1 protein-coding gene (only partly in view) is annotated in these 18,322 nt (G+C 59.0%); it reads left to right on the top strand.

Going from position 1 to position 18,322, the window contains the following annotated elements:
* Nucleotides 1-18,322 carry the 3' portion of a hypothetical protein gene (locus DYY88_RS18305; protein ID WP_130199508.1) on the top strand. 14,351 nt of this gene lie to the left of the window's left edge, so 18,322 of the gene's 32,673 nt are visible here — the last part of the coding sequence; the start codon falls outside the window, past its left edge; its stop codon occupies nucleotides 18,320-18,322.

The following is an 18,322-nucleotide window of genomic DNA, read 5'->3' as shown; positions in this document are numbered from 1 at the left end:
CCGCATCAACCTGCTGGAGATGGGGTATGACGCGCCCAAGGTGCAGCCCGTGCTGGCGACGAACGAAGGCGGCATCCTGTACCTGAACAGTGGTAGCCGCGCGGGGCACCGAGTTTATAACACCGAAGACGGCGGCGAACAGTTCTACCTCTACGGTTCAGGGGATACCGTTTGGGTGGAATTTGATGGCTATTACCAGCAATACACTGGGGTCACCAAGGTAGTGGCCGATGGCGGACTGGGCGATGACCTGTTCGATGCCTCGCGCCTCAAGGACATTGCGGTAGAAATTACGGGTGGCGAAGGGGATGACATTCTCATCGCGGGTACCGGCGGCAGCATATTGGATGGTGGCGCGGGCGAAGACCGACTGGAAGGCGGCATCGGCGTGGACGTGTTGCGCGGTGGCGCGGGTGACGATCGCCTTTCCGGGGGGCTGGGTAATGACATTCTGGAAGGCGGCCTCGGGGTGGATCGTCTCTCTGGCGGCGAAGGGGACGACACCTACGTCTTCGGCAACGACTTTGGGTTAGATCGCCTGGGTGATACCCAGGGGGCGAACGCCTTCGACTTCTCCCAGAGCACCCAGGAATTGGGTGTGACCGTGAATCGTGGCGGCATCACTGTGCAGGTCGGCGACGGCATCAACGAAGTGAAGTCGCGGGGCACCAGCGTCACCAACCTGATTTTGGGCCAGGGCAACGACGACGTGGTGATTTCCGCCTTTGCTGCTGGCACGTTGAACATCAGCGACGTAGGCGGCGACGACACCTACCGCGTCACCCTGGGCAAAGCGACGGGCTCCCAAGCAGACGGCATCATCAACCTGGATGACACGGCGGGCACCTTTGACCAGGTGATCATGGAACAGACCATGCGGGACGCGATCGCCCTCAACGATCAGCAAGTCCGCAACGGTCGCGAAATCTTCAACTACACCGACGGTCTGGAGCGGCTGACGGTGATGGGCAAAGCGGCCCAGTTTAGCGATGCGGCGGGCATTGTGGAGTTCGGCAGTCAGGTTAATCTGACCACCGACAGTACCGCTCAGACGGGGGCGACGGAATTCCGAGCGATCGCCTCCACCATCAACCTGGGCAGCCAGATCAACGCCGCCGCCATCCTGCTGGATTCCCTGACGGATCTGGACGTGACCCAGGTGCTCAACGCCACGAACAACGGCTACATCGACCTGCGCACCTACGGCGACGGCACCGACATTAACCTGGCGGCTGACCTGAAGGTCTCCAGCGATGCCGGCGATAACGGCCAGGGGGCGGGTTGGGTGCGCCTCACGGCTCCCGATGGCTCCATCATCAACACCAACGGCTCACGCATCATCGGCACTGACAGTCATTTGATTGTGAAAGCCAAGGATGGCATTGGGGCAACCGATGCGGCCCTGCTGACGGAAGTAGGCGCCCTGACAGCGGCAACCTCGCTGGACGGCACGGGTAACATCGTCATCACCGAAGCGGATGACCTGAACCTGGTGAACAACGGTGATGAAGGCGCGTTCCAGAATCCGGGGCTGTTGATTCCCAACCTGGCGATCGCCCCCGAATGGCTGACTCGGCAAGACTGGATCACGAATCTCAGCGACGACTGGCGCAACCAGATCCTCGACGGCAATGACCAGTACGCCCTGGCCAACGGCAGCGGCAACCTGGCGCTGACCCTGCTACAACAGGATGCGCTGCTGACCCTAGAAAGCGGCAGCGTCACCGGGCGCACGGACGGCGCAGACATGGTGCTAACCGCCGACGACATCAACTTCCGCACCGGGGCCAACCAGGTGAACGGTGTCGGCAACCTGACGCTGCAAGCCAATCAACTAGTGTGGACGTATCGGCTGGGCGGCGCGGCGGAAAATGCCGATGCTCAAGATCGCGACGACCTGAACAACGGCACCGCCAACGCCATGAATCTGTCCAGCCTGGATCTGGCAGCGATCGGCGATACCTTCGACACCGTCACCATTGGTCGCCGCGATCGCGGCAACGTCATGACCCTGGGCGACATCCTCTACGGCACCGAAGCGAAGAAACACGGCATGGCTGAGAAAGTTATCCAGCCTCGCCACCCGGAAAGCTATCAGCCCGAATTCCGCAATGCGACGACGCTGTTGAGCGATCGCGTCAATGTCGAGGGCGATGTTCGCGCCACGGACGAGACCCTGACCATCGAGACGCGACTGGCGCAGATCAACTCTCAGAATCTGCACAACCCCAACGGTTTGCCGGACTCCGGTATCACCGCTGGCACGCTGAACATGGCGATCGATGAGCAAATGGTCGTCAGCGGCTGGCTGCGGGCTACCGACAACATCGACATTGATGTGCAAGCCACCACGGGCACCGACAACCTCGTCACCTTTGCCGGGGAAGGCCCGAACAGCCTCCGCACCGACATCGGCAGCGAAATCGTCGTCACCGAAGCGGGTGGCCTGATCGACATCGACACCATCGGCAGCACCAAGATTGCCGGACTCGTCGAAGCCAAGGGCACGGGTTCCACTGCTGACCTCTATGCCACCACCGTCCTCAACCTCATGGAAGGGGCCGTGGTCGCCGCTCGCGATGACGAAGGGCAGATTCGCCTGGAAGCGGGGCAGGTCGTCCTGATGGATAGCGGCAGTGCGGTCACCGCCGGGGCCAAGTTCGAGGACATCGACGGTAAACCCACCGCTATCAAGACCGGAGACGGCGCGGATGCCCGCATCATTTCCCCACACGAGTTGGTGATTAAGGGCACCGTCACCACCAGCGACGAAATGATTCTCACCGCTGGCACGGCCCTCAATTCCTACGCCGACAGCTACTTCAACCAGTTGCCCCAAGACAGCAACGGCAACGACCATTACCTGAAGCAGATTGGCGAAGACCAGTTCAGTATCCTGATGACGGGTACGCTGACTAGCCTGGCCGCTGACACCACGCTGAATCTGGCGGCGCAGGACGACATCATCATTCGCGGCAACATCGAGGTTCTCGGCAACAACTCCAACCTGAACGTGCAGTCCGAGGGCTGGACCTATGTCGAGGGCTTCCTCACGGCACAGAACGACATCACCATTCAGGGCGGCTTTGCGGCAGACGGCACCGACACCAACGGGGCCAACAGCGACGGTTCCAGCATCTACGTCCACGAAACGGCTCGCATCAACAGCAAGCAGGCGGGTAGCCAAATCGACATCAGCGGCTCCCAGGATGTGGATCTGCGGGGGGCCGTCATCGCGGGCGGCGACGTAGGCAGCAACGGCGTCACCTGGGCCGGGGCCGATGCCACCGTGACCGTGACTGCCGGACAGCAGCTCTATCTGGATACCGGGGTACTGGGGTCTAAGGGCGTCACCCTCAACGGCGGTGTGGCAGGAGCGGACGATCGCGGCTTGGGTCTCCTCGTCACCACGGCGGGCGGCGCGACGGCAGGCGGCTACAGCAGCGACGGCACGGGCGGCAACGTCACTCTCAACAGCGCCAGCAACCTGGAGATGATGGGCACCCTGGTCTCCGGCGGCAAGCTGTTCCAAGAATTTGACACCAACGGCAACCTGGTGAACCAGACCGTGGATTGGTCGGGGAATGCCGGACTGATTCGCGTCGATGCGGAAGGTCAGGCCTTCATTGGCGGCAACACCACTAACCGCCAGGGCGAAGCGATTCAGACGGGGGGCTATTTGTTCGCCAGCGATCGCATCGAAATCGAGGGCGGTGCCCACACCTCCGGCACCGGGGTCTACATCCAGGGCGCGAGCGAACTGGTCACGAACGAGGCCGACAGTTCCATCTACGTCAAGGCAGCGCAGGATGCCGACATTCAGGGCTTGCTGCTGCCCGGTGGCGAGATTACCCAGGTGCGCGATGCCGATGGCGACTACCTCGGTCGGCGAGTTGAGCACTTCAACGGCGAATCCACCATCAAGATTGAGGCCGATCACCAGATTCGCCTCGGTCAATCCCTCCGAGCCGGGAAGCAGATTGACCTCATCGGCGGTGTTGATCCGGTTGAGCCAGATCCGGCGGATGGCTCCATGAACCTATCTGGTCGGGGCATCGTGCTCTACGGTTCCACCCAGTTAGAAACCTGGCGAGAAAACAGCCAGATCAACCTGAATGCACCGGGTCGCCTGGACATCCTCGCTCCGGCCCATACGCAAGAAGTGCAGGCCAACGACTTTATCCAATCTGCTGACGGTACGCTGACGGATGACGTGACCCTGCAACTGCGGGTGCAGAAGGGCGATATTGACCTGGCAGCGACCGTGACCCTCAGCGCCAGCGACGCGGCAGACAACACCACCGTCATGGATCTGATGGCGGATTTGGAAGCGGCTTTGGTGAATGCGGATTGGGCGATCGCCGCCTCCAACGACCCCAACTACACCGTTGGCGATGCCTTCGCGACGCCGGAAGAACTGGATTGGGATGTGAAGCTGCGGGATGGGCAATTCCTGCTCACCAGCGCCTATGAATTTGCGCTGGAATCAGCCGGAACGCAGAATGCTGACCTACTCGGCTTCACCGACCTGACAGGGAATATCGACTCCTCGCTGCCCTATGCCATCAGCGCCCAGCAAGCGGGTTCAGTGGTGTCTATCGGCAGTCCCACTGGCCCGAACGGCAAGCTGTACATCGCGGGCAAGGTCATCGCTCACGATGCCATCAATCTGCACAGCGGCACTTCCCCCGATGGCATGGATATTGAGCTGGATGTCACGGGGTTATTGGAAACCATCGACGGTTCCATCAGCGCCAATGTCGGCGAATTTGGCCTGGTGAAGGGCGACATCGTGGCCGGGGGCGCGGGGTCGGACATTAACCTGTCCGCTGACACTCAACTGGATCTGCACGGCAGCCTCACTGCCACTGACGAGGTAATTCTGACCTCTAACCGCATCAACACCTTCGGCACCAGCGAAATCGATGCTCGCCAGGTAACCATCACCGGGGTGGGCGATGTCCACATCGACAGCACTATTGGCGAAAACAGCCCGAACATGGAGGCGATCGCCCTCACTTCCACGACCGGCACCTTGACCGTGGCTCGCGAGTCAGGCCGCATCGTCAGCCAGGGCGACATTACCCTCTCCGGAGCCGATGTCGAGATGCTGGGCTTCTTGTCTCAGGGGCAGGCCGACGGCATTAGTACCACCAAGGAAGTCACCCTTACCGCGGCTAACCGCGCCACCGTAGCGGGCGACCTCACTAGCGCTGGCTCTGTGCTCATCGAGGCCGGGAACGTGGTCGAGGTTTACAACGGTCAAATCCAGGTCACAGGCGCAGGCGAGACGCTGGAAATCCGCCAGACCAACGCTAACGGCACCATGACCTTCGGGCGCATTGTCGATGAAAACGGCACCCTGACCCAGCAAGGGGCGAGCATCAACGCTCTCGACGGTCTGACCCTGGATGCGGCGGGTGAGTTGACCATCAACTCCGGTGTCAAAGTCGCCAGCCAGAGCGCCAACAGCACCCTGCAAGTGAACGCCGACACCCTGCGGCTGATCGGTTCCCTGCAAGCTGGAGATGACGGCTCGGGTACCTGGTCGGGCGTGAATGCCAACGTGGTGGTGGAGGCGGGCGATCGCGTCCTCCTCGGCGGGCAAGGCGTCGATGAGAACGGCAACTGGGTGAATCGGGGCGGCTCCATTCAGGCGACGGGCGGCGTGGATATCACCGTCAACGGCGGTACCAATGCCACTGACCTCAGCCTGTCCCAAGACAGCTTCATCACCACCAAGGCACCGGGGCAGGCGATCGACATTACCCTGACCGGGGATGCCGATGTGAAAGGGGCGATCGGTTCCGTGGCGGGCAACACCACCGACACCGTCACCCTCACCAGCGATGGCCTGATTCTGGTGGACGGCACCCTGCGGGCAGAGAACACCGTCACCGTGGCGGGTGGCAGTGATGCGAATGGCTTGGGTCTCATCGTCAACGGTCTGCGCTACGCGGACGGCAGCGGCACCTACGTCAACGATTCCAACTACTTGGTGAACGCCAACGGCAAGTATGTGGACGCGAGCGGTAATCTGCTGGCAGTAGGCGAAGCACCGATCTCCTACACCGGGAATCCGGCGAATCTCACCCGCACTCAGGGTGGCGTGATTGAAACGGGCGCGGACGGTCGCATTGACCTGTCGGCCACGGGTGACGTTTCCCTGCAAGGCAACATTGGCAAACTCACCCCAGCAGGCGACACCTTCACCGCCACCACTCAGCGGATTGACGTGAGTAGTGACAGCAACATCACGGTCTACGACAGTCGTCTGGGGGCTCAAGACGACATCACCCTCGACGGGCAGAACATTAGCCTGCTGGGCGAAGGCTGGCTGAAGACGACTGAGGCGGGCAGCACCGTCAGCCTCGATGCAGCGGAACAAGTTTCGATTCTGCGTCATGAGTACGCTCTACCCCGGGCGGCGGTGGATACCGGCCAGCGGATTGACGTAACCGCCACGGATGTCTGGGTCGATGGCTTCCTGAGCAGCAACGCCGACATTTTGCTGAATGCAGTGAATGCCGCTGAGGTGACTGGACTGCTGGATGCGGGCGGCGACATCGACATTCGTGCTGGGGTTGACCTGACTTGGAATGACGCCAAACTGCTAGGCGACCTCACCCGCGCCGATCTCACGGGCGGTACCATCACCATCAGCCAGGCCGGACTGCTGGAAGCCGAGGGCACCGTCACTCTGCTGGCGGGCGGCGACGTGAACCTGGAAGCGGGCGCGACCCTGCAAGACGGCACCAAGTCTTCGAGCTTCTCTTCTCTGTCGCAGAAGGCCATCACCGTCCCGGTCATCACGGGCACCTACGAGGTGGAAGACGGCACCCGCGAGGTGGAGGTCGTCACCTACGTCAACACCATCGCCACGGAACAGACCGGGCTGGACGAGGTGCGCATCGGCACCGAGAACTTCACCATGAACGTGAAGCTGACCCAGGATGCTTACTACAACGCCGCCACTGGAGAAGTCAAAGAATGGTTCGTCCACCGGGCCGACTACAACGTGGCCGACATTGACTGGACGGGTGTAACACCTCCCAGTGCCGACCATAGCTTCAATCAGCTCAACAACGACCAGCAAGCCAGGGTGCTTCAGTCGCTCGGTTACGAAAAACTCTACGACTACAGCTTCACCAACGCCGAGGTGAACCGCACCCTCAACGGCAACCCCACCACCAACACCATCTACTGGAAGCTGGAGGAAGTCACGGAATCGGTGGAGCAGGAAACCGTCGAACTCACCCTCTATGTCCATACCGACGGGACGGAGAAAGACACCCTAGTGAACGGGGTGGACTACACCATAGATGACATTGCTTGGGGCAGTGCCGGGACGCCCGCCGCCGACCACAGCTTTGCTCAACTCACCGGCTCTCAGCAGCAAGTGGTGCTGTCGCAACTGGGCTATACCGAGACCCAACGCGAAGTCATTCAGACCAAGCAGATTGTGGGCGGACAGGACTATAAGCAGGGCTTCATCAACGGCGAAGACTACACCACCGCTAGTGTCAATTGGGGGACGGCAGGTACTCCTCCAGCCGATCACAAGTTTGAAGACTTGACCGCTGACCAAAAGGAAGCTGTAGCCAATGCTCTCGGCTACGCCAGCAACTACAGCTTCATTGAGACCATCAGTTCTGAAACCGTGACGATTGAAGACAATGAGCACTTAGTCAATGACTACGCGGTTAAAGCTGACGCGGTTGAGACGGAAGTCATCAAAGTGAATGTGGATGGCTGGGGCGACAAGTTCATTCGCGTACCCAAAGGCATGGCGGCAGATATCGAAGCCGTGCTGCGGGTAGTTTCTCAGGGTGAAGCCACTACCTGGCAAGAGCATGTCGGCCAATATTGGGATCAAGCAACGGTTTTCTATGACCAGATCAAGTCCGGCCACACGGCTTCTAGCCAGACTTATTATCGAGAACTGGACTATGACAATGAGCAAAGTCGCTGGGCGATCAGCTACGACAGTAATGGTCGTCGTCGTTATTCCATCGAAGATGGTCGTTTAGAAAGCGATGGTCAAGATGTTTTCCATAGTCAGACGCCACTCTGGTATGGCGAAGCCTCTCGATATGGGAATGACCTGAATAGTCGTCGAGTGACCGCCTCTGACAGTTTCTTCAACACGACGCGCCTGATTAACAGCCAGACATCGGCGGGAACGCAAAATGTGCAGGTAGGCGAACAGCAAGAACTACTCTTTGATGTCTCGATTCGAAAAACGGGCGAATCCTTCGACGTAGATACTGAATTGGGGGGTGATGAGCCTTATGGCAAATTCCGAACTTACATTAACGGTTCACAAACATCATCAAGATCAAATCTAAGGTGGGATGCTGGCTACAGAGTCGAATGGGAAGTCTGGGAAGATGACCCTAGTGACGACGATTTTATCGGGTCGAGTAGTCGTTCTGGGAGAATTCCCCATAGCAGTATCGGTACGAGTATTTATGCCTCCGGTGGTGATGGCTGGGGTCGGGCCTACTACGATATCAACGTCAATTCCTCCTGGCGGAAGGTGGGAGATATCTACGAGACCTTCCGAGACTATCGCTATAACTGGGAGTCTAAATACAGCAGCATTTACGACACGCGCTTGACGCTGGATTATCAGTGGGCCAGCAACGCTCAGGACATCTTTGGTCAACGTCCTCGCTACGAGACTGTGGAAGGTCTGGTGAAGGTGGTCGATTACAAGACCGAGACCCTGTATCGCACCGAAAACATCACCGAAGATCAACTCTTCTGGCGCACGATTCGCAATACGGGCGGTGAGCAGTCCTTTGGCGGCTTCAACGGTGACTCGATCAAAGCTGGCAACATCCAGATTGACAGTGGCAACAACGTCACCGTCAGCGCCCAACTCAGCACCGTGGGCGATCGCGGCACGATCGCCCTTAACGCCCTCGGCAGCGCCACCATCCAAGGCCAAACTCCCGATGGCGCAACTCTGGCGGCTCCGGCTGTCCTCACCGCCCAGAGCGGCATTACTGTGCAGGCGCAGCAAATCAGCGTCAGCGACGCTAGCGAGTTGACCACTACGAACACAAACGGTCAGGTCACCCTCACCTCTGGCAGCAGCCTGGACTTCGGCGGCATCGCCACTAGCGACACGGTTGATTTCACCGCCGCCACGGACATTGCCCTGGGTGGTCACGTCAACGCCAGCGATATTGATGTCACCGCAGGCACCAGCGGCACGGGCAGCATCACCGGAGATGCGATCGCTCAACTGACCGCCACCAACGCCCTCACCCTCACCGCGGGCAACATCGCCGGGGACATCACCCTGGCTGGGAGCTGGCTGGAAGGCGACACGGTGAACGTCACCGCCCGCGCGGGCACGATTGACACCTACGGCGATCGCACCTTCGACACCACAGGCAATGCCACCGGCACCCCCGACGGCATTCTCATCGGCAGCGATGTCACCCTCCGTGCCCTGAACACCATCAGCGCCAGCATTCAGGCTGATAGCCTGGATGTACTCAGCAGCACCAACGCTGCACTAGACCTGACCTTAGAAAACGCTGGCGTCTCTACCGGAGTCACCGCAGCAGGTGGCGACCTGACCCTGACCGCCTTTGGCGATGTCACCGTCAACCGCCTCACTGCCGACAACACCGCCACCCTGAATCTGCTCTTGGGCGACCTACACTTCGCCAACAATGGCACGTTGCAGGCCAATCAGGTGGATCTCGATGTGCAGGGCAACATTACCAGCGCTGCTAGCAGTCGGGTGACCACCGAGATCCTGAATCTGGTTATCGCCGGGAATGCCCAACTCAACACCGACCTTACTACCCTGAACGTCAAGAGTGTCGGGGCCGGAGCGGTCAGCATTGCCAATCAGGGCGACCTCGCCGATGTCACCAGCGCGATTAGCGGCGGTGACTTCACCCTCTCCACTACGGGCAACCTGTCGGTGGGCACGGTGCAGCAAATTTCGGACAGCGAAACCGGACAATCCATCACCCTCGCGGCAGGTGGCAACCTCACCTTCGACCTGGTGGATGCGGGCCAATATTACGGCGAACTGACCCTGACGGCGGGCGGGGCGATCGCCGCTCGCAATCTGGGCGACGAGCAAGTGGATCTGCGGGCCGAAATCCTAACGCTGTCGGGGCAAACCATCACTTCACTAGAGACCAATGTGGCTCGCATTGAGTCCGCCGTGGCCGCCAGCGGCGATCTGCAAATCAACAACTGGTTTGAAGACGAGCTGCGGGAACACCAGCGGGCGCTCGAAATTGGTCGCCTGGAAGCCACCACGGGCAACCTGCTGCTCAACTCCATCGGCACCATCCAAACCACCGCTGACCTGACTGCCGGAGGCGGCATCATCGACATTAGCAGCCGTTCAGAAAGCATCAAGATTGATGTGCGAAAAGATGCGGACGGCAACGTCATCGACGCCAACGGCAACTGGCTCGACGACGAGGGCTACATCATCAATGCGGACGGCGATCGCCTGGATGCCAGCGGCAATCCCATCGCCGAAGATGACACGACTACCCCCGCACAACGGGGTGTCCAGGTCATCGCTGCCGACTTGCTAAGCCTGCGCGGCACCGGACAACTCGTGGTTGATGACCGCATTCGCCTGGAAGCGGACGAAATGACCCTGGGCTATGGCGAAACTGGCGTCCTGCAAGGCTCCATCACCCTGCCCAACGTCGCTACGAAGGATCTGGATCTGGAACTGGGTTCCGGTAGCATCATCGTCTCGCCCAACACCTTCCGCAACCCGATCACGGGCGAGGTGCTGCAACTCGATAGCGTCAATCTGGTGGCGCGAGGCAACCAGGTCGTGGTGCGCGATCGCCTCAACTTTCGCGAATACATCGACCTCAACAGCGGCGAAGCCTACTATCTGGCTCTGAGTGAAGATAAGAACCCCAACGACAGCGAAGTCATCGTTCAAGGGCAGTATTACCGCGATGTGCGCGGCACCCTGGAGCAGACCAGTATTGCGGGCCTCAATCTGGTGGAAGCCCAGGATGTGGTGGGTCGCTATCGTTATCGCGAAGTGAACACGGGCACCACCTACTACCTGGAGCAACCCCAGGTGAACGACCTCGCCAGCAACCGCGTCTACGCCTACAGCGGCGGCACCTTGCAAGAACTGGACGACACCGCCAAGGCCGACCTGGTGCTGGCTCCGGTGCTCAACACCCTGAGCTATCAGGATCGCGAGAGCCAGAGCGGGCGCTATGTTTACACCGGCAACGATGGTCGCGATTACTACCAAGATCGCCCCGACAGCGACGTCGTTTACACCCGACAGAATGCCGCTGGCGAATACCTCTACACGGTGCTCGACCTCACCGACGCCGTTCCCACTTATAAGGTGGTGGCGTCTACCGAGGGCGATTACGAGGTCTTCAAGACGACCAATGCCGACAAGTATGCTGAGGTGGAAATCAACTTTACCCAGGTAGCCACGCCTGACAGCTTGGGCCTCAAGTCCAAATTGGTCGAAGAATTGGCAGGCGGTATCCAGGTCGCCCAGGCAGCGGGTGAACTGAAGGAAGCGGAAAACGGCTTTGCCCTTGACGCGGATCGGCTCGTTCTGTCAGCCCAGCGCGACCTCAGTAACCTGACCAACTTTGCCGACATCCAGGGCACCGACATCACCATTTCCAGTGGTGGCAGTCTGCACTTGAAAGCGGGCCCCGGTCAGGCCACGCATCTAGCGATCGCCTCCACGGGCTACTTCGACGCCGACGGCAACTTTATCGGCGGCGAACTCACCAGCAGCGGCGAAATTGCGGCCCAAAACCTGACCCTCTCAGCCCTGTCGAAGCTGGATGTGATCACCAACGCTGATCTGCTCACCGCGACCCTGGTGAATACCGGCGACATGGTGATTCATGAAGCTGACAGTATCGAGTTCCGCAACAGTTCTGTTGCCGACGGTAACTTGACCTTCAACGTCACGGGGGCGGGCAACGTCACCTGGGATCAAGTCACCGTCGATGGCGGTGCCGTCACCCTCACTGCCCCGCAAATCGGCAACCTCACGGTCAACAACGTGACCGCTGCCAATGGCGGCCTCGCGTTAACCGCTGAGCAAGCCACCCTGGCGATGACGAACGCGATCTTTGGTGGCGAGACCACGATCGCGATCGCCAACGGCAACCTGCAATCCACCAATATCACTGATGGCAACCTGGCGCTGACTGCAATGGGCACGGGCACCGTCGCGATGGATCAGGTCGAGATTGCGAACGGCACCGTCAATCTCATGGGGGCTCAACTAGGCGCGGTGAACCTCACCAACCTCACCGCTGACGGCAGTCTGACCCTGACCGCTGAGCAAGCCACCCTGGCCATGAATCAGGCGACCTTTGGCGGCGAGACCACGATCGAGATCGCTAACGGCAGCCTACAAGCCACCAATATCACCGACGGCAACCTGGCGCTGACGGCAACGGGTACAGGCCAGTTGAGCCTCGATCAGGTCGGCATCGCCAACGGCAACCTCACCCTGTTGGGGAATCTGCTGAGCGCAATCAACCTGTCAAACGTACAGGCTCCGGGCGGGGCGTTGACTCTAGAGGCAGTTCAAGCGGCTGTCCTCTTACAAGAGAACCAGTTTGGCGGTGCGGCCAACATCACCGCAGGCCGACTCGACGGCGTCGCGATGGACGGCACCCCCGACCTCGTGGCCCAATCGCTGACGGCCCTGCTCAAGGGCGGTTTAGGCACCGCCACCAACCTGTTGGAAACCAGCGTCGCTGACCTGGTTGTCACGGCAGGCGACTCAGTCAACTTGAGCAACTACGGCGGCATGACCGTCAACGGCATCACCGCCGAGGGCGCAGTGCAACTCGAAACCCACAGCCCCATGACCATTGCCCGCGACATTACCGCTCGCGGCACGGTCAAGCTGAAGGCGGGCGAATCGGCTGATCCTGATTACGACCATCTCACCATTGGCAGCGGCGTGAATATTACGTCCCGCGATCGCAACATCATCCTCGAAGCTGGGGATAACATCACGGTTGATCGCACCGCGATCGTCAACGCGGGCAGCGGCGACATCGAGCTTCGCAGCGACTATCAAAACCAGGGCAGCAACGCCTCAAAGGATCCGGTCGGTAGCCAACTCGACCTCAGCGGCCTATTCATCGGCGGCAACATTGTGGTCGAGAGCGGCAACGACAACGACATCCTCAACCTCAACGGTGTCTTCAATAGTCACAATCTCATCGTTATCAATAGCGGGGATGGCGATGACATCCTGAACCTGGACGGGAGTTTCAACGGCCATCACCAGACCGTCAACGCTGGGGCCGGAGCCGACATCTTGAATTTGGTTGCCACTAACACGACAACCGAAGTCTGGATGGGTGAAGGCAATGACGAGATTAACCTGGGCGATGCCGATCAAACGGTTAACCAAATTCAGGCCGACCTGATTCTCCACGGCAACGGTCATGGCTTTGGCGACACCCTCAACATCGACGCCAGCGGCAACGACGCCGATAACACGCTGGCAGTGACCGAAACTACCATCACCGGACTCGCAGGCATGGGCGGCAACATCGCCTACGACACCATCGAATTCCTCAATATCTGGCTGGGCGATGGCAACAACCTCGTCAGCGTGGATGAGGAGATTACCGCCGAGGTGATGGTCGATGCGGGCAACGGCACCAACACGCTGTTACTGGATTACTCTGATGTCACCGATGCCTTTGACCTGACCCTGCAAAATCAGCAAATCACGGGCTTTGAAACGGCAGGCAGTCTCGCCTTTGAAGGCTTTGATGCGGTCGATTTGCGATTGGGTAGCGGCAGCGATCGCTTCACGGTGAAAGACGCCGAGTTTGCGATCAAGCTCGACGTTAACACTGGCGCGGGTCATGACCTGCTGCGCCTCGACTTCCAGGAAACAGGTAAGACTTATCAGGAGTCCGTTGAACTCACCGACAGCAACGTCTTCGGCTTTGGCCTGGACGATCGCTTTACCTACACCGGGGTAGACGAAATGGAGGTGCAACTTGGCGCGGGCGACGACGACATCACCCTCACCAACCGCTTCAACAATCCGCTGGACTTCCGCACTGGGGACGGGAGCGATCGCGTTAACCTGACCTCCCAGACCAGCAACGGTAGCGTCTACATCGGCACTGAGGCGGGCAACGATCAGGTGGAAGTTGAGAAAATTACCACTGATACCACCATTTCAGGTGGTACGGACAACGACACCGTGAGTATCCACAACGACGCTCGCACCCTGACTGACATTCAGGCACGACTCGCCGTCAGCGGTGACGCGGGCGACGACACCCTAGTGGTCGATAACTCTGGCGACACTCAAAACCGCACGGGCAACCTCAGCGCCGATACCTTGGTCGGCTTCGGGATGACGGACTCCTTGCAATACAGCGATTTAGAAACTCTCGACCTGATTCTCGGTCAGGGGCAGAATACGTTGAACGTGACGGCAATCAGCGCTGACACCAACATTACTGGCGGGGTGCAGGCTGACAACATCACCGTTGCTGACGGTGACCAACCCGCAGACCTCAACGGCTCGACCTTAACCATCGAGACGCAGACGGGTGACGACACCCTGACCGTCAACGCCCAAAATGGCGCGCTGGCCGCTGACCTCGGTGAAGGAGCCGATACCTCCACCGCTACGGTGGCGAACTTGTCGCATCTCGACATTATCGGTGGGGCCGGGGCTGACCAACTTGCAATCACCCACTCGGTCAATACCCAGGCGGTGATCTTGGGTGATGATGGCACCATTCAAACCGACGCCAACGGTCAGCTTCACGTAACCAGCGATAGCACGACAGCGGCTGACGACACCATCTTCATCGCGAACGGCAGCAACACCGTGATTGCGGGAGGCGGCGACGATACTGTTACGCTGCTGGACGGCGACAACTTGGTCTTCACCGACGATGCGGCAGCGACAATCGGTACAAATGGTCAAGTGATTACTGCTACGAGCACTGCAGGCAGCGGCGGCAGCGATACCGTCAACATCGGCGGCGGCGAAAATCTCGTGATCACGGGCGCAGACAGCGACACGGTGCAGAATACTCAAACGCCCCTCAGCACTGGCAGCGATACCGTCTTTACTGACGATGCGGCAATTACCACGGATGCCCAGGGACAGGCGATCGCCTCCATCAATCCTGAAACTGGCGCGGGTGACACCGTCAACCTGGAAGATGCCCGCGATAACACCGTTGTGGGTGGCACGGGCGATGATGCGATCGCCACGGGAGCCAGCAACGACAAACTCGTGGGTGGCAATGCCCGTATCCGCCGCTTTTTTGACCAGACCTGGCAAACCATCGTCGAAACCTTGCTTCCCGGTCAAGGGTCTGACAACGACACCCTGGCGGCGGGCGAAGGTAATAACGAAGTCTACGGCGGTGACGGCAATGACATCATCACGGTCGGTGATGGAATCGACATCATCCACGCAGGCGATGGCGACAACACCATCACAGCGGGCGATGGCACCAATACCATCACGGCAGGCAGCGGTGCCGACCTGATCAATGTGGGTGAAGGGGAAAACGAAATCCATGCGGGCGACGGGGATAACACCATCACGGCGGGTGACGGTATCAATATCATTACCGCTGGTAGCGGCATTGACCTGATTGAAGTCGGCGACGGCACAAACGTAATCGCAGCAGGCGATGGCGACAACACCATCACGGCAGGTGACGGCACCAACACCATCACAGCGGGCAGTGGCACTGACCTCATCACCGTAGGTGCAGGGGAAAATGAAATTCACGCGGGCGACGGTGACAATACGGTTACAGCGGGCGATGGGACCAACACGATTACCGCTGGTAGCGGCACTGACCAAATCCAGGTCGGCGATGGCATCAATGAAATTCACGTGGGCGACGGTGACAATACGGTTACTGCTGGCAACGGCACGAATACCATCACGGCAGGCAGCGGTGCCGACCTGATCAATGTGGGTGACGGCACCAACGAAATTCACGTGGGCGATGGCACCAACACCATCACGGCGGGCGATGGCACCAACACCATCACGGCGGGTAGTGGCGAGGACCTCATTACCGTTGGTGAAGGAGAGAACGAAATCCACGCTGGGGATGGCACCAACACCATCACGGTGGGTGATGGCACTAACCTCATCACGGCAGGCAGTGGTGTTGACCAAATCCAGGTTGGCAATGGCATCAACGACATTACCGCAGGCGACGGTGACAACCTCATCACAGCAGGCGATGGCATCAATACGATTACCGCAGGTAGCGGTACTGACCTGATCACCGTGGGCGACGGCAACAACGACATTGCTGCCGGGGATGGCGACAATACCATAACGGCAGGTGACGGCACGAATACCATCACGACGGGTAGCGGCACTGACCTGATTACTGTGGGTGAAGGGACTAACAACATCGCTGCTGGGGACGGTGACAATACCGTGACCGCTGGCAACGGTACGAACCTCATTACGGCTGGCAGCGGTTCCGACTTCATCTCCGTTGGTGAAGGGGAGAACGAAATCCATGCGGGTGATGGTGACAACATTGTGACCGCTGGCTCTGGCACCAACATGATTACCGCTGGTAGTGGCGTTGACTTGATTACCGTCGGTGACGGTACCAACGACATCGCTGCTGGGGACGGTGACAATACCGTGACCGCTGGCAACGGTACGAACCTCATTACGGCTGGCAGCGGTTCCGACTTCATCTTCGTCGGTGAAGGGGAGAACGAAATTCATGCGGGTGATGGTGACAACACTGTGACCGCTGGTTCTGGCATCAATACGATTACCGCTGGTAGTGGCGTTGACCTGATTACCGTCGGTGACGGTACCAACGACATCGCTGCTGGCGACGGTGACAACATTATTTCGGCCGGTGACGGTACAAACACCATCACCGCAGGCAGCGGTTCCGACCTTATCGCTGTCGGTGACGGTACTAACGACATCGCGGCTGGGGATGGCGACAACATCATTTCGGCCGGTGACGGTACAAACACCATCACCGCAGGCAGCGGTCAAGATTTGATCATGGTGGGCGATGGCACCAATGACATCGCGGCTGGGGATGGCGACAACACTGTGGTCGCAGGAGACGGTACCAACACCATTACCACTGGCAAGGATGATGATGTCATTTTGGCTGGCAACGGCTTTAACGACATCGACGCCGGGAATGGCAACAATATGGTGATTGCAGGTGATGGCGTCAACTTCATCAATGCGGGTAGTGGCAATGACACGATTATTTCTGGCGATGGTATTGGGGTGATTGATGCCGGTGACGGCGATAACATCATCACCGCAGGCAACGGCTGGAACCGAATTACCGCCGGTAGTGGTGATGACATTATCCGTTCTGGCGATGGCATCGACATCATCTTGGCTGGTGATGGCAATAACTGGGTGAATGCGGGTAATGGTGACAATGTTGTGGTGACTGGAGCCGACGAAGATGTCGTCTTTACCGGGAGTGGGAACGACATTATTTCCACTGGGGATAGTGATGACATTGTGCGCGTGACTGGAGGTGACAACGTCGTCATTACTGGTCGCGGGGACGACAATATTACGACTGGCGATGGCGACGACATTATTTTGGCTGGTAGCGGTGATGATACGGTCGATGCGGGTGGCGGCAGAAATCTGGTCAATCTAGGGGGGATGTCTCGTTCGAATCAGGTGCCAGTGAATTCGGAATCGCCATCTGAAAACGGTTCGACTGTGGCCGCCAAAGTTGGGGGTGTCCCACAAACCTCGACACCTAATGGCCAGGTGGGAGATGCACTTGCCGCGATCGCGAGTAATGACAATTTGGAAGACACCTTTGTGCGGGCCGATAGCACTGATTCAGGTCTCGACGGCAGTCATCCTGACGCACAACTCTATCAGCGAGTTGGTGAGCCGCCTAAGGAACTGACCGATACTGCGGAAAGGCTCTTAGCCGCATCGGCTGATATGGCAGAATTCTTGGCTTTAGTTAGCGACCTGGAGGTAACCAGTTTGAATGGTCGCAATCCGCTGGTAGCCCCGTCGATGTTGGAGGGCGACAGCGACTTAACCGCTGATCAACTCGCGCAAATTCTGGCCCAGGTAGCGATTTACCTTTGCATTGCCACGGCCATTATTTCTTGGAAGCCGGTTGAACAGAAGACTTTACTCAAATACTTCAATACAGCCGTCGAGAAGCAGGCCAGCAGCAAGGTCTTACCAGCGAATCCCACCGCGAAACCACAAAATGCCAGAAGTCCTAAGTTGTTGTCGAAGCTCTTGTTTTGGCGTCGTTAA

The sequence above is a fragment of the Leptolyngbya iicbica LK genome (genome assembly GCF_004212215.1).
In the GTDB taxonomy this organism is placed as follows: domain Bacteria; phylum Cyanobacteriota; class Cyanobacteriia; order Phormidesmidales; family Phormidesmidaceae; genus Halomicronema; species Halomicronema iicbica.
This window is presented reverse-complemented; position numbering and strand designations above follow the sequence as displayed.